This window comes from Sporosarcina obsidiansis, from assembly GCF_009651005.1.
Classification (GTDB): Bacteria; Bacillota; Bacilli; order Bacillales_A; family Planococcaceae; genus Sporosarcina; species Sporosarcina obsidiansis.
Window position 1 is genome coordinate 44,037 of record NZ_WHVW01000015.1, and the last position, 18,396, is coordinate 62,432.

At 41.0% G+C, this 18,396-nt stretch carries 15 protein-coding genes and 1 other annotated feature; of the genes, 2 read left to right on the forward strand and 13 right to left on the reverse strand.

What is annotated here, in order from left to right:
- Positions 1-2: 2 nt before the first annotated feature.
- The 6 genes from GD002_RS12455 to GD002_RS12480 all read right to left on the reverse strand — a co-directional run bounded on the left by GD002_RS12455 (position 3) and on the right by GD002_RS12480 (position 7,329).
- Complete coding sequence (locus GD002_RS12455) at positions 3-1,664, reverse strand: GspE/PulE family protein (protein ID WP_153732685.1); 1,662 nt, start codon at positions 1,662-1,664, stop codon at positions 3-5.
- A 15-nt stretch (positions 1,665-1,679) separates the two neighbouring features.
- On the reverse strand, positions 1,680-3,074 hold the full coding sequence (locus GD002_RS12460; protein ID WP_153732686.1) for a VanW family protein: 1,395 nt from the start codon (positions 3,072-3,074) through the stop codon (positions 1,680-1,682).
- A 50-nt stretch (positions 3,075-3,124) separates the two neighbouring features.
- A complete protein-coding gene (locus GD002_RS12465; RefSeq protein ID WP_153732687.1) occupies positions 3,125-5,071 on the reverse strand; it encodes a hypothetical protein in 1,947 nt (648 codons plus the stop codon).
- A 43-nt stretch (positions 5,072-5,114) separates the two neighbouring features.
- Complete coding sequence (locus GD002_RS12470) at positions 5,115-5,582, reverse strand: PulJ/GspJ family protein (RefSeq protein WP_153732688.1); 468 nt, start codon at positions 5,580-5,582, stop codon at positions 5,115-5,117.
- A 14-nt stretch (positions 5,583-5,596) separates the two neighbouring features.
- Positions 5,597-6,007: a type IV pilus modification PilV family protein gene (locus GD002_RS12475; RefSeq protein ID WP_153732689.1), complete on the reverse strand. Its 411-nt coding sequence runs from the start codon at positions 6,005-6,007 to the stop codon at positions 5,597-5,599.
- 110 nt (positions 6,008-6,117) lie between these two features.
- Positions 6,118-7,329: a bifunctional folylpolyglutamate synthase/dihydrofolate synthase gene (locus GD002_RS12480; protein ID WP_194841589.1), complete on the reverse strand. Its 1,212-nt coding sequence runs from the start codon at positions 7,327-7,329 to the stop codon at positions 6,118-6,120.
- Positions 7,330-7,390: 61 nt separating this feature from the next.
- On the opposite strand from GD002_RS12480, the gene GD002_RS12485 reads away from it, so the two are divergent.
- Positions 7,391-8,257 carry an ATP-grasp domain-containing protein gene (locus GD002_RS12485; RefSeq protein WP_153732691.1) on the forward strand — a complete coding sequence of 289 codons (867 nt, stop codon included), beginning with the start codon at positions 7,391-7,393 and terminating at the stop codon, positions 8,255-8,257.
- Positions 8,254-9,036 carry an ATP-grasp domain-containing protein gene (locus tag GD002_RS12490; RefSeq protein ID WP_153732692.1) on the forward strand — a complete coding sequence of 261 codons (783 nt, stop codon included), beginning with the start codon at positions 8,254-8,256 and terminating at the stop codon, positions 9,034-9,036. Before GD002_RS12485 ends, GD002_RS12490 begins: the two co-directional genes overlap by 4 nt.
- A 266-nt stretch (positions 9,037-9,302) precedes the next feature.
- Here GD002_RS12490 and GD002_RS12495 read toward each other — a convergent pair whose 3' ends face one another.
- The 7 genes from GD002_RS12495 to GD002_RS12525 all read right to left on the reverse strand — a co-directional run bounded on the left by GD002_RS12495 (position 9,303) and on the right by GD002_RS12525 (position 18,248).
- Positions 9,303-11,948 carry a valine--tRNA ligase gene (locus tag GD002_RS12495; protein ID WP_153732693.1) on the reverse strand — a complete coding sequence of 882 codons (2,646 nt, stop codon included), beginning with the start codon at positions 11,946-11,948 and terminating at the stop codon, positions 9,303-9,305.
- A gap of 54 nt (positions 11,949-12,002) precedes the next feature.
- Positions 12,003-12,219: a binding site (T-box leader), on the reverse strand.
- A 220-nt stretch (positions 12,220-12,439) separates the two neighbouring features.
- On the reverse strand, positions 12,440-13,099 hold the full coding sequence (locus GD002_RS12500) for a hypothetical protein (RefSeq protein ID WP_153732694.1): 660 nt from the start codon (positions 13,097-13,099) through the stop codon (positions 12,440-12,442).
- Between the two features lie 341 nt (positions 13,100-13,440).
- Positions 13,441-14,736, reverse strand: a complete 1,296-nt coding sequence (hemL, locus tag GD002_RS12505) for a glutamate-1-semialdehyde 2,1-aminomutase (protein WP_153732695.1) — start codon at positions 14,734-14,736, stop codon at positions 13,441-13,443.
- Entirely contained in the window at positions 14,737-15,717 is a 981-nt protein-coding gene (gene hemB / locus GD002_RS12510) for a porphobilinogen synthase (protein WP_153732696.1), read from the reverse strand.
- A complete protein-coding gene (locus GD002_RS12515; protein ID WP_153732697.1) occupies positions 15,704-16,480 on the reverse strand; it encodes a uroporphyrinogen-III synthase in 777 nt (258 codons plus the stop codon). Before GD002_RS12515 ends, hemB begins: the two co-directional genes overlap by 14 nt.
- Positions 16,473-17,402: a hydroxymethylbilane synthase gene (hemC, locus tag GD002_RS12520; RefSeq protein ID WP_153732698.1), complete on the reverse strand. Its 930-nt coding sequence runs from the start codon at positions 17,400-17,402 to the stop codon at positions 16,473-16,475. The genes GD002_RS12515 and hemC overlap by 8 nt, the downstream gene beginning before the upstream one ends.
- A 15-nt stretch (positions 17,403-17,417) precedes the next feature.
- Complete coding sequence (locus tag GD002_RS12525; protein ID WP_153732699.1) at positions 17,418-18,248, reverse strand: cytochrome c biogenesis protein; 831 nt, start codon at positions 18,246-18,248, stop codon at positions 17,418-17,420.
- Positions 18,249-18,396 lie beyond the last annotated feature (148 nt).

Genomic DNA, 18,396 nt, shown 5'->3' on the forward strand with positions numbered 1-18,396 from the left:
CCCTATTCCATCAAGGCTACTCGCAACACTTCCTCAGTAGTTGTAATGCCCTGCTTTACTTTTTCTAACCCATCGTCTATCAGAAAAATCGTATTACTTTTTTCTGCAATCGTACGTAATATACTCGGCGATTCATTTCGGTTGATCGCATCCCGCATCTCAGGTGTAATGATGAGAACTTCATGTATCGCAATTCGACCTTTGTAGCCGGTCAGATTACAGACTGGACAACCCGGTCCTCGATTGATTTCTTCAATTGTCATGCCATGTCTCGCGAAAATTTCTTTTTCTCGCTCAGTCGCTTGTTGTCTAGTTCCGCAATCCCGACACACTCTGCGGATCAAACGCTGTGCCACAACCGCATTCAATGAAGCCGTCAACAAGAACGGTTCCACCCCCATATCAAGCAAACGGGAAATGGATGCGACGGAATCATTTGTATGAATTGTGCTTAAAACTAAATGCCCCGTCAAAGAAGCACGAATCGCAATTTCCACCGTTTCCTTATCACGGATTTCCCCCACCATCACAATATCGGGATCTTGACGTAAAATCGATCGTAGTCCAGCTGCAAAAGACAAGCCAACATTAGTATTCACTTGAATTTGGTTAATGCCTTCCAGTTGATACTCCACAGGATCTTCAATCGTGATAATATTCACATCTTCCCCATTCAAACGGTTCAATGCCGCGTACAGCGTAGAAGACTTCCCTGAACCTGTGGGACCAGAGATCAAAATAATTCCGTTCGGTTTTTCAATTTCTCTTAAAAAGGATTGCAAATTTGTATGGCCGAACCCAAGTTTCGCCAAGTCGTTCAAGGAACTACTCAAGTCCAATATCCGCATGACAATTTTCTCTCCGAAAACTGTTGGTAAACTAGATAATCGCAAGTCAATGGGTCTAAAATCAATTGTCACCTTAATCCGACCATCTTGCGGAATTCTTGATTCAGTAATGTTCAAATTTCCCATGATCTTAATTCGAGCGATGAGAGAGGATTGCATATGTTTCGGCAACACACGCTCTGTCTGCAATTTCCCATCAATTCGAAAACGGATGACGACTTGGTGTTCCTGCGGGTCAATATGAATATCACTTGCCTTCATAGAAACCGCACTCGAAATGATTTGATTGACGAGACGAACGACTGGTGAATCCATATCGACGATTTCTTCTTGTTGCTGTTGCGCCTGTCTTTCCGGCTCTTCAAATAGTAAGTCATCGAACACTTCTTCATCATAATATCTTGTAATCGTTCGCGTAATATCATCTTTAGAAGCAATCGCTGTTTCAATATGAAAGCCCGTCGATAAGCGCAAATCTTCAATTGTATTGTAGTCCATCGGGTCCGCCATGGCGACGAATAATTTATCCCCGTCCTTTTTTAACGGCACAATTAAGTTCTGTTTTGCCAAACCTTTCGGAACAATATTGAAGAGTTTCGGGTCAAATGGATAGCGAAATAAATTGACGTGAGGAATCCCTAGCTGGAATTCCAATACTTCAATTAACTGTTGCTCAGTAATGTATCCACGTTGCAATAACGCATCACCCAGTCGCTGATCTCGAGGCTTTTCCTTCAACGTGCTCATTAGTTGTTCATCGGTCAATAAACCGGACTCTATTAATAAATCTCCGAGACGTTTTCTAGTCGTTGCCATCTACATCCTCCTCTATCAGTCAATCGGATTACCATTTTTATCGAACTTCATGATATTGCCGCCTTTGTCGTAAATCACTTCATCGTCATCTTTTCCATCAGATATGTCCGGATTATCGGAATTACTCCCGCTTGATGGTTTCCCTGAGGACGTACCGGAACCTGATGAATTGCTTCCTGAATCGTTAGTGCTTGAAGAATTTCCATCCGTACTGCCAGAACTTCCCTCGTTACCCCCATTACTATTTCCGCCATTCGTATTTTCTGATTGAATCAAATGATGACGTTCAATTCTCGGCTGTGGAGCATAGAAGTCTACTGATATATCTTCAAAGTCTTCTAATGAACCATTTAGCAACACTTTCCGTTTGACTGTTGCTTCCAATCCCTTTTTACCGATATCTGCAACGTCCACAACTCCTGGAGTAACGAAAGCACTGTAGCGAATGACTGTTTTCGGCTCATATGTTGTCAGCCCTTCCACTACCGGTTCATACGAATGCACGAAAGGAAGCCCTTCGATTGTCAGTTCCAGCTGAGAGTTTGTCCACTTTGTATGAATGGTGAAAACGGTTTGGTTTGGATTGGAGAACATGAAGTCTAGTCCCAACTTGCGATTGATCGCTGCTTCGAATCCCGGTTGAACTTCCGCTGTTAGTTCACTACTAATATTTCGCTCATCAATAATCCAGTTTGTCTGCAAAGCGGCCGCATACAGCATAGACGACATAATGGTCAATTGGACATCATTCGCGCTAGCCATTTCTTTTCCTTCGACAAATTCCTTAAAAGAAAATGTCGAGTTCGGCTGAATTTCCGTACCATTCAGTTCCTCCATGATTAATCGCAACCCTTTAGGTAGCTCGTCAATAGTATACGTAGATGAAGCGACTGTCTGTGTTTGAGAATAAAGACCAGGCACATGCTCAGGTAAATGAATACGTTGCGGCATAATACCACTTCGGACATTTTCTTCAATTTTACTAGAAATCGTTTCTACATCATTTTCAGAGAATGTCAGCGAGTCAAAGTTTTGCTTTAAGACCGTACGTACTCCATCACGCGATACATTCGCAATTAAAGGATTATCCTGGCCAGAAGCAGCCTGGCTCAATGTAGCGTCCACCTCGAATGTCACCACTTCGGATGGCACTTTGACAGCGTGGTCTTGTACGAGTAGCTCCACTGCGAGATTCTGATCAAGTTCTGTGAAATCCGACGTCAACTTCTCTTTCGCTTTTTTTCGACTCTGTTTCGAAATATCAAACGGCCCGACATACGTGTGCTTGCCGAAACGTTTGATATTTGAGAAGAAGCCATCTCCTGCGTATGTGTCTTGGACAAATAGGGTGGATAGGGCTAGGAGTGCGGCTGCCCAGAGTAGGCTGATTGTGTATAGTTTTCGTTTCATTGGGTGACCACCTTTTCATTGGGATATTAATGGGGTGTTAACTTGTTGAATTAATAGTTAACTTCTATTTTAGGATCTTCCCATTTAGCGTTTTCATTGAGAGCAGGAAGATCTATCTCTCCATCTACAAAAGACGCCCCACATGTAGTTTCCCATTCTGCTTTTTCCAAGTGTTTAATATTCGATTTTGTTGCATATTTTTTATCAAGAACATATACAGCGCTATTTCCTTCAGTAGATAAATGGTTAGCTTGATATTCACCGCCAACACAAATCATAGAATTGCTTTTCAAATAAATATTTTCAGCTTGAAAGTCTTTGTATGCAACAATTTTAAGATTCGAGTTATCCTGGATATTCTTTGTTTGAAATTTTTCTTTACTATGAATTTCAATACCTTTATTTCCGTAAATAACGCCATTAGTCTCAAATTCACCATTTGTTAAAATCAATAGATCATGGTTATCTTGAATTTTATCATCTATCTGAAATTTATCATTACTAAATATCTTTATAGTTTTATTCCCGTATAGTCTTTTCGCTTGAAAACTACTGTTAGTTTGGATTTCCATATTAATATTATCTTGAATATGTTCTTTTGCTTGAAATTTACCAATTGAATTTAGTACAATTTTTTCCTTGTTTCCAATAATTATATTAGCTTGAAATTCACCAAATGTATCTATAGAGACATTTGTATTATATTGAAGATTTCCTGATTGAAACCCATCCTTTGATTTGATTGTAAGTCCACTATTATTTTGTTCAATCAATCCTGATTGAAACTTGCCACTAGTTTGGATATTCGTTGTTCCATTCGAGATAATTTGTCCTGACTCAAACCCTTCAGAAGCTTCGATATCTAGACTGAACTTATTTCCTTCTATTGAACCAGATTGAAACTCTCCATTGGTTAATATATTCACTCTTTCATTTCTGGCAATAATGCCTGATTGAAATTTATCAGAAGATTGAATTATCAACGTTCCATCATTTTCTGAAATTTGCCCATCTACTTGAAATCCACCATTAGTTTTAATATTCACGTTTGCATTATTATATAAATTTTCTTTCACTTGAACTTTTCGTTGAGCGGATATTTTTAACGATTGTGTATTGTCTTGAATTTTTCCGGTTTCCACTCTACTATTAGATGAAATATTCATATTATCATTTCCAAAAATCCCTTTTGTTGAGACTCCACCTTCTGCACTGATAGTAACTGACCCCTTATTACTTTGAAATTGGCCAAGTTGAACATTTTCTTTTCTATTTATATTTATATTCGATTTATTGCTGAAATTTTCGTCTTGCTGATAGTTAGATTCATTGGTTATATTTATAGCGGAAATTTTTTCCACTTGTTGTTCTATTAATTTATATTTAGCAAATGGAGCAAACAGCTCCCCAGATCCACCATCTCCATCACTAGATTCTCCATCTTCGAGTGAACTTATCAATTCAGGAACTTCAAATAACAATGTAAGGTCTAGTTCCGCCACTTTACCATCTTTGTAATCACCGATAACATCACCCTTTATTATAATGACATTATTTGAATCACAAAGATTTGCAGGCTCGCAAACAGCAAAATTCTGTCCTTTTCCACTGAAATAAGTATTAGAAGGAGAAGCTGTACTACTTTCTTCTTTTAATTTAATCACAATTTTTTCACGTATCACTTTTTCATAATCTCTAGCAGTCTCTACTGGATCGCCTTTATAATCTTTATTTGTTACTTCATTCTTATAATTTGTTACTTCTTCATTCCAAATTACATCTCTCACTTCATAAAACTTATTTGTGAATTTATTCTTATAATAATCTACACCCATCTCTGCAGCTACATAAGATAGATGATTAACATTTACAACATTCTCTTGTTTTGCATTACTAAGCGAACCTCGCATAAATACAGCGGTGATTGTCATAATAAAAACGATTAAAAATAAAACTATAACTAGTGCATACCCCTGTTCTTCACCTACTTTTTTCATCAAAAACACCGCCTTTTTAAGTGTTGTGACAAATACTTATCAGTTAATTTGTTCCATCTTCAGTTATATATCTAGATATAACAGTACTAACTTCAACGTGCCTTTTCCTATTTCGTTCTGAATTGAGAGTGTCAGTTAGTATTAAATTATTTATTCTTAAATCATCTTTTGCCGGCGTTACTATCTCAGTAATTTCTGGACCATATTCATATCCCTGACTAATAACCCCAATGTATTCAGGAAGATTTTCTAGTTTATCATTTTTGCACTCACTAACTTCTATAGCATTTTTTGTAATAGCTATTGTATAAGAATCGCATTTTCTATGAATTCTTTGAAGCTCTGCAATTATATAATTAGATTCTTGTTGTAAATGGAGAGTTGAATTTTCTGCTATGTTAAATTTAGTAGATATCAAAATAGCAGACCAAATAATTCCAGAAATCAAGGATAGTAAAACGAGTGTAGCTAAAACTTCTATTAATGTCATTCCACCCTCATTATTTTTCATAGTCGGCCTCCTCGTTACTCACTTACCAGATATCCGAAAGTTTCACTTATTAATTTCCCGTCTTTTTTTACACTAATTTGAATCTTATTTAATGCTACAGATTTATCAGAAGAGTTTTTATTCAAATCAGGTGTTTCTGTATATTCCACTTCACATTCATACTGATTTTTCTCCCCTATTGAATATTTATACAAATTAGCAGTACCTTCAACCTTATTTTCTTCTGATAATTTAGATGAATCTTTTTTAATTTCTTGCAATTCTTTTTTAGCTAAGTTCATTGAAACTAACTTCGTCTCTGTCTTATTATTAAAATTATTCATCTGAGGAAAAATTGTCATGAAGCTGATAAATACAATACCAAGAATCACAAGTGCCGCCAAAATCTCGACCAGCGTCATACCATTTTCATTGTTCGCTCTCATGATTCTCCACCTTCCTCAATAACTTTTCCTATCATGCTATCCTACGATACGACCTAAAACTAAATACCTTGTTTGTCTTATTATACAAAATATATCGTTCGCTATTAAGCCTATTGTCTCATTAAACTACTCAACAAGTAAAGTGACCCTACAACAAATTTTTTGTATTTTTCGGTACTTTTAAGGTCTATTTCTTCCATTGAAACAATTTTGTTGTGTGAAATCGGACAAACCGCCTGCAAATCCTCCGCTCTCGCTGCCTGAGGATGTGGAAAATCAACAAACGTAAAGCTATTTGCTACAAGCGCCAAAATTTTCAAGGTTTCCGCATAATCTTTCGTATTCAACATTCCCACTACCCAATCCACTGTCTCCCCCGGAAACTCTTCTTCTATCGTCCGAACTAACATACGAGCAGCAGCTGGATTATGAGCACCATCGATATAGACTTTGTCATTGATTTTTTGAAATCGGAATGGCAGCTGAACGTTTGCAATTGCTTTTGCAACTAATTCTTGCTCCAATGAAATACCTGCTTGCAACAAGGCTTCCAAAGCAACCGCATGATTGATAGCTTGGTGAGGTCCTTTCATTTTTCGTGATGGTAGTTCAAAGGTTGCTATTCCTTTAAAATATACGTTTCTATTTAATCCCATAACAAAGTCTCTTCCATATTCAACTAAACGACTTCTATTGCGTTGGGCTGTTTCTTCCACAACTGCTTCTGCTTCATTCGGTAAATCCCCAATAATCACGGGAGTTCCGGGTTTTATAATCCCCGCTTTGTGTTCCGTAATTTCTTGAATGGTATGACCTAGGAACCCTGTATGGTCAAGTGCAATTGAAGTAATAACAGACACTAATGGTCTCACGACGTTAGTACTGTCCAACTTGCCGCCCATTCCGGCTTCAATTAAACAATAGTCAGGAGCAACTTTTCGAAACGCTAACAACGCAGCCACTGTCAATAATTCAAAGTCTGTTAATGTTCCGCTCAAGCCAGCTGTTTTCATCTCCATAAAAATGGACGCCAAGAGATCTTGTGAAATAGGGGATCCATTTAGTCGTATTTGGTCATGTATATCATAGATTGCTGGCGATGAAAACACACCTGTCGTATACCCATGCGCCCGCAAAACTGCTTCCATCACCGCAATTGTCGAACCTTTCCCGTTCGTTCCAGCGACATGAATGATCTGCAAGTCTTTTTCTGGATGTCCCACTTTCGCAAGCGCTACTCTCACCGCGTCCAGTCCTAGTTTAATCGAATCATCGCTCTCTAGTTCAAATTGTTTTTTATATTCATCAAGTTTTGGAATCAAAGAAATTCCTCCTGTGCTAAAATTACTGTATGAACCTATTATATCAAAGGTGGCGTGAGGATTGAAAAGTTGTTGGGTGATATATAACGGGAGTCTGATAAGTGATAAATTTGCTGATCAAGCTCGTCTCGTTCAAGAAGCCGCAGAGCGTGCAGGAGTGAAAGCAAACATACTGAAAAACTACGAAGTTCAAATGAATTTGCAAGAACGAATACAAGATCAACCTGATTTTGTCGTGTTTCTTGATAAAGATACATTGCTCGCTAGTTTTCTAAAGCAAGCAGGAATACCTGTCTTTAATGATCCAGACGTAATCGAAACATGTGACAATAAAGCAAAACAATATTTAGAACTTGCGAAACATGGAATACCGATGCCGAAGACGATTATTGCGCCGAAAGTCTATGCAAACTTTACAATTCGCGATAGTGGATACTATGAACAAGTTTTATCCACACTTGGTTTGCCATTAATTATTAAAGAAGGTCATGGTTCGTTTGGTATGAAGGTATACTTGATCGAGTCTGAAGAGTGTTTCTATGAAAAAGTCGATGAATTGCGTGGAGTGGATTATGTATTCCAAGAGTTCATTGAATCTAGTAGAGGTCGAGATTTGCGTGTCAATATCGTGGGTGATCAGGTGGTTGCCGCCATGTACCGCCATTCACATACCGATTTCCGGGCGAATATTACGAATGGAGGCGTTGCGGAAGTCGTGGAACTGACAATTGAGCAAAAGTCCCTAGCATTGCGTGCTGCTCAGGCAGTAGGTGCGGAATTTGCAGGTGTTGATCTGCTGTTTGGAGTGAATGAAGAGCCGCTCGTCTGTGAAGTAAATGGTGCAGCTCATATTCGCAATTTATTGAACGTTACAGGCATTAATGTTGCAGATGCGATGATCTCCTACATATTGAGGAAGCTTGGATGAAAGGTGCCGTCTATTATAACGCGATGGAAGCGGAACGAAACCAAACATTTATTGAGGATTTGCAGAAAGAATCAGAACAAATCGGGATTCAGTTGGTACTGATCACCGAACCACCAACTGATTCATTCGATTTTATTTTATTCCGAGACCGCAATCCTAAATTGGCAAACGAGCTAGAGCAGACTGGCTATCACCTGTTTAACCGGTCTGCAGTCCAAGAGATCGCCAATGATAAAATGCGAACATTTGAATTAGCTTCTTTGCTTGGAATTCCCACGGTTCCTACTTATCGTCTCGATCAACAATTGCCCGAATTACCTCTCGTACTGAAAACACGGGGAGGTTATGGAGGAAAAGAAGTTTTCTTATGTCATACTCATAAAGAGGTTGACGAAGTACTACGTGGCTATGAACGAAAAGAACTCATTGCTCAGCCATTTATTGAGGCTGAGGCACAAGACGTCCGTGTGTTTATGCTTGGCGAAAATGTGGTAGGTGCAGTAAAGCGTACTGGATCGAATTCCTTTAAATCAAACTTTACGTTAGGTGGATCAGTAGAGAAATACGTGCTGGACGAAACTCAAACGAAACAAGTACAAACAATCGCTCAGGCAATCCACAGTGATTATATCGGTATCGATTTCTTACTCCCTACTAAAGGCAGCTGGTTACTCAATGAAATTGAGGACCCCGTTGGTGCTAGATCACTGTATGTAACACATGATTTTTCAGTAGCCGAAAAATTGATGTGTTATGTAAAAGAACGATTGGAAAAGTAACAAGCGAAGTCTTATTCTTAAACCGAGAAGGCTTTGGAGCGGTTCTACGGAGGTTTCGCTCGGTACATTTAAGGTTTGGAGCGGTTCAGCTCGACTTTAGCTCGGTACGCGCAAGGTTTAGAGCGCTTCCGCAGAGGTTTTGCTCGGTCTAGTCGTCTTTTGGCTTGCCACAGATCATATATAAGTCTTTGATAGAAAATATTCTTCCTAAACAAAAAAACATCCGGCTGTAGATAAAATACTCACCGGATGTTTTCCCTCAATTATTAAATTTCCTTCAGTTCCACAATACGTCGCTCAACCGCCGCACGCTTCTCCAAATAATCCTGCTCTTTTGCACGTTCTTCCTCTACAACTGCCGCAGGCGCTTTCGCAGTAAAGCGTTCATTGGATAATTTCCCTTGAACTCGTTTCACTTCGCCTTCCCACTTCGCAAGCTCTTTCGTTAAACGAGCAATTTCTTCATCAATATCGATTAATCCTTCAAGTGGCAAGAACAGTTCTGCACCTGTCACTACAGCCGACATCGTCTTACCTGGTGCATTTACTTGTACGCCAATCGTTAACGTTTCCGGATTACAGAAGCGCTCAATATATTGGCGGTTCGCTTCAAGTACAGCCACTGTTGCTTCATCTTTTGCGGAAATATACAAGTCGACTTTGCGGCTCATCGGTGTATTCACTTCCGCACGGATATTCCGTACTGCGTGAATGATGTCCATTAACAGCTTCATATGCGTCGCACGTGATGCGTCAGAAAGAGCTGCGTCCACTACCGGCCATTTCGCAACGGTAATCGACTCCCCTTCATGTGGAAGGTTCTGCCAGATTTCTTCTGTGATAAACGGCATGAGTGGGTGCAATAGACGCATCGTATTGTCCAGGACATACGCAAGTACGGAACGAGTCGTCTTCTTCGCTACTTCGTCTTCGCCGTACAATGGCAATTTCGCCATCTCAATATACCAATCGCAGAAATCATCCCAAATGAAGTTATACAATGCGCGACCCATTTCTCCAAATTCGTAACGATCGGCCAAGTTTGTAACTTGTTCAATCGTTTCATTCAGACGAGTTAGGATCCATGCATCCGCAACAGATTTCTCACCAGTTAAGTTGATTTCTTCATAGGTCATACCATCCATATTCATCAACGCAAAACGAGAGGCATTCCAAATTTTATTGGCAAAGTTCCAGATGGCTTCGACTTTTTCCGTAGAATAACGCAAATCCTGACCTGGCGAAGAACCAGTCGCTAGGAAGTAACGCAATGCATCCGCACCATATTGGTCGATGACGTCCATCGGATCCACACCGTTACCAAGAGATTTAGACATTTTTCGCCCGTCTTCCGCACGCACTAGACCATGGATCAAGACATCCTTAAATGGCTGCTCTTCGGTAAATTCGAGTGCTTGGAAAATCATGCGGGACACCCAAAAGAAGATAATATCATATCCTGTAACAAGGGTATCGTTCGGATAGTACTTCTTGAACTCTTCGCTGTTTACGTCCGGCCAACCCATTGTCGAGAACGGCCACAGTGCTGATGAGAACCATGTGTCGAGTACGTCGTTGTCCTGCGTCCAGTTTTCTTCATCTGCTGGAGCTTCTTGGCCGACATAGATTTCACCCGTAGTATTATGGTACCAAGCTGGAATGCGGTGTCCCCACCAAAGTTGACGAGAAATACACCAGTCGTGAATATTTTCCATCCAACCAAGATATGTCTTTTCAAAACGTTCCGGAACAAAATGAACTTTTTCTTCTTCTTTCTTCTGCAAATTAATCGCTTCTTCAGCAAGTGGCTGCATCTTAACGAACCATTGTGTCGATAAATAAGGCTCAACAACGGCTCCACTTCGCTCAGAGTGACCAACGGAATGTGAATGTTCTTCAATTTCGAATAAAACACCCATTTCTTGCAGGTCTTTCACAATTTGCTTACGGCACTCGAAACGATCCATACCTTCATACGTACCAGCCATCTTATTCATCGTACCGTCTTCGTTCATAACAAGTACACGTGGCAAGTTATGACGATTCCCTACTTCAAAGTCATTCGGATCATGAGCCGGTGTGATTTTCACTGCGCCACTACCGAAGTCCATTTCCACATAGTCATCTGCCACAATTGGAATTTCACGATCGACAATTGGCAATTTAACCATTTTCCCAATCAAATGTTGATACCGCTCATCATCAGGATGGACAGCAACCGCCGTATCGCCTAGCATCGTTTCCGGACGAGTGGTCGCAATTTCGATAGATCCTGTACCGTCTGTCAATGGGTAGCGCATATGATAGAATGCACCCTGAACGTCTTTATGAATAACCTCAATATCGGATAACGCTGTTTTCGTGGCAGGGTCCCAGTTGATGATATACTCACCGCGATAAATCAAGCCTTTATTGTACAATTTAACGAATACTTCACGGACCGCTTTAGATAGTCCTTCATCCAATGTAAAACGTTCACGTGAGTAATCAAGCGCAAGGCCAAGCTTCGCCCATTGAGCACGGATGTGGCTAGCATATTCTTCTTTCCACTTCCATGTTTCTTGTACAAATTTTTCACGCCCTAAATCGTAGCGCGTTACACCTTCTGACCGTAGCTTTTCTTCAACTTTCGCCTGTGTTGCAATACCAGCGTGGTCCATTCCTGGTAACCAAAGGGCGTCATATCCTTGCATACGCTTCATTCGAATGAGCATATCTTGTAACGTTGTATCCCAAGCGTGCCCCAAATGAAGTCGGCCCGTAACGTTGGGAGGCGGAATGACGATCGTATAGGGTTCTTTCTCGCTTTTCACATCCGCTTCGAAATATTTCCCTTGCAACCACCAATCATAGCAGCCATTCTCAACGGCTTGTGGATCATATTTTGTCGGCATTGTTAGTTCATCTGTCATATTAGTTCCTCCTTAAGGTAAAAAAAGGGATACAAAAAAGCCCATCCATCCCGGGTAAAGGACGAAGGAGCTCGTGGTACCACCTTTATTTATGAACGCTAAAAAGCATGCATCTTAATCTTTGTTAACGGTTCTCACCGGCTTCTGCTACTAGATTTCACAGAAACTGCTCATAGGGGACTTTCCATCTGCCGTTTTCAGGTACGTTCCAGCTATCGTACCCTCTCTGGAGAAAACTCATCACATGTACTTTCCTATTCTTCGCATCTTTATCCTAATCACCCATTATTATATGGGAAGGTGGATAGGAACGTCAAGTTTTACTTCAATGAACTAAGAAAGGATGGTGTATTTTGCGAAGAGGTTATAACCCCTACTTATTGCCCCCTTGGCTACGAAAGACAAGGTTTTATTGCAAAGGCTGTATATTTCCGCTCACAGTGTTTCAATTGATCCGCTTATTAATCGTTCCCACAACTGGCGACTTTTTATTATTCTGTCTCCTCGCTAGTCTGTCGTTCTGCTTCTATAAAAACATTATTTGAATGGAAGATCTTTCTCGTCACATCGTCATCCAGTTCGGCGATGTACAGGAGAAAGTCTTCCATTTCTTTTTGACCATTTTCAACGGCCTTGTCTGCAGCAGCCAAAAATTCTAAATGCGAAGTAGATTCCACAGCAATTTGAGTCGCTTGTTTCGTTTCGTCAACTGTCTGAACTACTGGTTCTTCCGTCGAAATAGGCTCTTCTAGTAAAGCGGCTGCATCCTCTAAATGTACTGCCCATTCTAAACGCAAACCTCCATCTTCAAGCTGTTCGGCGCGTACTTCTTTAACCTGTAGATCAAGTGAACCTGCAATATCTGATGGTAAATCCACATTCAACGGAACGGCATACTCAAAATACCCTTTGCCATTTTCTACTTCCACATCATCAATGACCAATCGATCCTCTTTAGACGACTCAACAGGCTTGTCTTGGTCAAATAAGACATTTGCAGCAATATGATAAATACCCTGTAAACGGATCGCATCTTCCGTTCGATCCTCCGTAAAACCAGGCGTCACCTTTAGTTCAGCAGCTTCTGAAAAAGCACCATACTCAGCAGGAAAATAAAATGTTTCGTGTAATTTCCATTCATGTGTAGTCAATCCGCTTCACTCCTTTTCTTAACTCAGGCTACTATATGAAATTACTGAAGCGATTAGAAGTAGTACCGTTGTAATACATTAAAAAAGGTAGAGGGAATTTTTCCGTGTCATCGAACTATTTGTCCAACGCGCCAAAAACTCCGACAACCGCTCCAAACTCTACAATGAACGAGCCATTCCACTATGTTACCGAGCCAAAGTCAACGCTTACCGAGCGTATGTCCTGTTGATCCGAGCGAAACACTCAACAGACCGAGCTATTCGCTCCTATCTTGGTCTGCACTTATCGTACACGCAAAAAAACGCTGAGCGAAGTTCACTCAGCGTTCTACATAACATCTTTATGATCTTTTCAACTTCCCAAATACCGTATGGAAAGCCTCTACCGTTTTCGCAATATGCTCTTCCGTATGAGCCGCAGACAAGAACATACCTTCGAACTGGGAAGGCGGCAAGAAAATGCCTTCTTCAGCCATCAAACGATAGTATTCCGCAAATAGCTCCAAATCAGACGTTTTAGCTTGCTCATAATCGTAGACACGTTCATTGGTGAAGAAGAATCCAATCATCGAGCCTGCACGATTAACTGTATGTGGAATGCCATTCGCCGATGCAGCTTCCCGGAAACCTGCCTCTAATTGATCGCCCAATTGAATAAAACGATCATATGATTGCGGAGTCAATTTTTTCAATGTCTCAATCCCCGCAGTCATGGCAAGTGGATTCCCAGACAACGTACCTGCCTGATAGACCGTTCCAGCAGGTGCGATGTTCTCCATGATTTCACGTTTCCCACCATACGCACCGACTGGCAATCCGCCACCGATTACTTTACCAAGACATGTCAAATCAGGAGAAATACCAAAATGACCTTGCGCACAATTATATCCTACACGGAAACCTGTCATGACTTCATCAAAAATCAATAATGTACCATTCGCAGTCGTCAGTTCACGCAAGCCTTCAAGGAAACCTGGTTCTGGAGCGACTACTCCCATATTACCGGCTACTGGCTCCACAATGACTCCAGCCAAATCATCTCCAAATTGCTCGAATGCCGCTTTAACACTTTCCAAGTCATTATAAGCTACTGTAATCGTATTTTGTGCAATCGATTCAGGAACACCCGGACTATCCGGCAAACCTAATGTTGCCACACCAGACCCCGCTTTGATCAATAAAGAGTCACCATGCCCATGATAGCAACCTTCGAACTTTAAGATTTTATTGCGTCCTGTGTAGCCACGCGCCAAGCGAAGCGCACTCATTGTCGCTTCTGTACCTGAAGATACCATGCGCACCATTTCAATGGATGGCACACGATCAATGACGATTTCTGCGAGTTCATTCTCGACTAACGTAGGCGCACCAAAGCTTGTCCCCGTTTCGGCAACTTTCTGAATTGCCGACACAACATCTGGATCGGTATGTCCTAAAATGAGGGGTCCCCATGATAGAACATAATCGATATATTCATTGCCATCAATGTCCTTGATGATCGCGCCTTTTCCACTCTCCATGAAGATTGGGTCCATATTTACAGATTTAAATGCCCGAACAGGTGAATTGACTCCGCCCGGCAATAAATCGACAGCTTTCTTGAATGCTTGTTCAGATTTCGTATAAGTTCTTCCCAATTAGTTCTCCTCCAGCCAGCGAGCAGCGTCTTTTGCATGATACGTCATAATAATGTCTGCGCCTGCACGCTTCATACTTGTCAACGTTTCTAAAACAATTTTCTTCTCATCGACCCAGCCATTTTGAGCGGCTGCTTTTACCATCGCATATTCGCCGCTGACGTTATACGCTACAACTGGCAACAATACATGGTTTTTCACGTCGCGAATAATATCTAAATAAGATAATGCGGGTTTCACGATCAAAAAGTCGGCACCTTCTAAAATATCAGATTCCGCTTCTCGCATCGCTTCCATTCGGTTCGCTGGATCCATTTGATAGGTCTTGCGATCACCGAATTGTGGTGTTGATTGCGCAGCATCACGGAATGGACCATAATACGCAGACGCATATTTCACCGCATACGACATGATCGGAATATGTTGGAATCCTGCTTCATCAAGTGCTTGACGAATCACAGCTACGAAACCATCCATCATATTCGACGGGGCAATAATATCAGCTCCTGCTTTCGCCTGGCTAACCGCTGTTTTTGCTAATAACTCCAAGCTAGCGTCATTATCCACATCCATCCCGTGAATAACGCCACAATGTCCATGGTCCGTATATTCACATAAACAAGTGTCTGCAACGACAACTAAGTTCGGATGACGCTCCTTCACGGCACGAGTTGCACGCTGAATGATCCCTTCATCATCATAAGCTCCTGAGCCAACTGCATCTTTGCCGGAAGGAATGCCGAATAAAATGATGGAAGAAATGCCAAGATCCACTACTTCATCTGTCTCTTTCAGCAATAAATCAATCGAAAATTGGTCCACACCCGGCATCGACGCGATGGGATTTCGTATATTCTCACCTTCCGTGACAAATAGCGGATAAATAAAGTCAGCCGCTTTAATAGAGGTCTCTCGCACCATCGCACGTACAGTCGGATGTGTACGAAGTCGACGATGTCGCTTGAATTCAATTGGATTCATTTAAAAAAACTTCCTTTCGTTTGGCCAGTGCGTGAACTAGCTCAACTAATGTGTACGTTTCAGGCTTTACATGAACAGGTGCTCCTATTTTCAATAGGGCACGTTCCGTCACATGCCCAATGGCACAGACCGTAAACCCTTTCCATGTTGTCAGAGGTGCAACACGAGAAGCAAAAACATCCACCGCGGATGGACTAGCGAACAAAACTGAAACTTGTTCTTTATGGGTAATTTGTTTAATCAATTTATCAATTGCACTCGTAGCGCTTTTCGTTTCATAGACAGTCCATTCCGTCACATGAAACGGCAATTCTTCGCGTATCAAGCTACCGGCCAACGACCCTTTTAAAAACACAACACTCAGTTGTTCCGACTCACTCGGTTTAAATTGGCGGACAAAGACATCTGCGCTAAAAACAGTCGGAATGAATGAAACAGAAAAGCCGAGCTTATCTAATGCGGCGGCTGTCCGAGTTCCCACAGCAGCTACTTTCCCCTTAAATGATGACGATGTAAATCGAAAACGTTCCATTTTTGATCGAAAAGCCCCCACAGCACTTTGACTTGTAAAAATAAGCCAATCCGCTTGCAGAGCCCGCTGAAGTTGCTGCTGATCGTCTTTCTTCAATACTTCCTCCACTTCAATAAGTGGAATTGAAACAGGAGAGCCGCCATACTGTTTGACAAGTTCAGCGGCTTCCGGAGATTTAGGTGTTCCTGTAAAAATAACCGTTTCTCCTGTTAACGGTAGTGCTTTACGCATCCATTTCCGCCTTCACTTTCTCGATTACTTCAGAGGCACCTTGGTCGCGCAGAAGTTTCGCCACTTCTTTACCAACCTGGACAGGATCAGTTCCTTTCAATGTTTCACGGAAAACTTCAATCGCATCTGGAGACGCAATAAAACCAGTCAATTCGACTTCATTTCCATCGAAAGTCGCAAATCCGGCGATTGGTACTTGACATGAACCATCCATTTCAGAAAGGAAAGTACGTTCAGCTTCCAGTTCTACCCATGTTTTACGATCTGTCAATTTAGACAATTCATCCAATAGTTCCTGATCATCTTCACGACATTCAACAGCTAATGCACCTTGTCCAACAGCAGGAATACAATCATCAAGCGCAAGATATTCTGTTACAATATCCTCGTTCCAACCCATACGCTTCAACCCTGCTGCAGCTAAAATAATGGCGTCGTACTCCATGTCTTGTAACTTACGTAAACGTGTATCGATGTTACCACGAATCCATTTAATCTCTAAGTCAGGGCGTAGCATCAATAGCTGTGAACTACGACGCAGACTGGATGTACCAACAACTGCACCAATCGGTAGGTCCATGAAGCGAACATGGTCATTGGCAATGTAGGCATCTCGTGGATCTACACGCTCTGGAATACAACCAACAGTTAAACCATCCGGAATAACAGCCGGCATATCTTTCATACTATGTACCGCAAAATCAATTTCTTTTGAAAAAAGTGCCTGCTGGATTTCTTTGACGAATAGTCCTTTGCCGCCAACTTTCGACAGCATAACATCTAAAATCTGATCGCCTTTCGTAACAATTTCTTTCACCTCAAACTCAAATGGCGCACCTGCTTGCTTCAGTTGATCAATGAACCAGTTCGTTTGTGTCAATGCTAATTTACTTCTTCGGGAACCTACAATAATTTTTCTCACAATACTCTTCCTTCCTTAAATCCATAAATGAAATTGAGACAATGTACTGCCTAAAAAGAAATTCACTACCGTAAAAAGAAATGCCAAAACTGTCATCCAGGCAAACTCCATGGACTGAAGCTTTCCTTTATGATGAAAATAAATGACTCCAGTATAGACCAAGAGTACTGCAAATGATCCCATAATCTTAACATCCCAAATCGACCAATCGGCAAGCGCTACATAGGCCCACTGAACTCCAAATAGTAGACTGACGAATAATATCGGAATTCCAGTATAAATGGACATCTTCATTCCCATCATCGTTTGATGCAAATTCGGCAAACTGGAAAATTGTTTTGACCATTTTTTCTTCTTCAAAACTTTATAAACAATTAAATACAATATCGCAAAAACAAATGCTAAGGCAAACACGGCATAGGAGAGGATCGCAGTCGTAATATGAATAAATAATACTTCCGATATGAGTGACTCCCCGACTGTGGACTCAGAATATTTCAGGTTAGAAAATACATGAATCATTAAGAAGGTGAATCCGATGATATTCGTAAAAAAGACCATGAAATTTACTTTATAAATTAGTTGGAATACAATGGATAACGTCACTAACAGCCATACATAAAAATAGATCCCTTCGACAAGCGATAATACAGGAAATCGATTCATTTCTATAATATATAGCAATAGTATCGCGCTCTGCGTGACCCAGACGGTGACGATTAACCAGAAAGCGATCTGTTGCAACACTTTCTGTTTCTTAAAGTAGTCAATTAAATAGAAGACAAGACCGAGGGCGTAGATGACGATCATAAATTCCTGAAGTCTTGCCATTGTCAAATCCACCATAAACTATTCTCTGCCTTTCAAGCGAAAACCTCTCTTTTGCATCCAACTCGCATCTATCTTATTGTCTCAAATGAAAGAGCGTTTCTGCAAATGATTGCATCCGTGCAAAGTAAAAAGATAAAATCCATACAACTAGTAAAATGGGGAT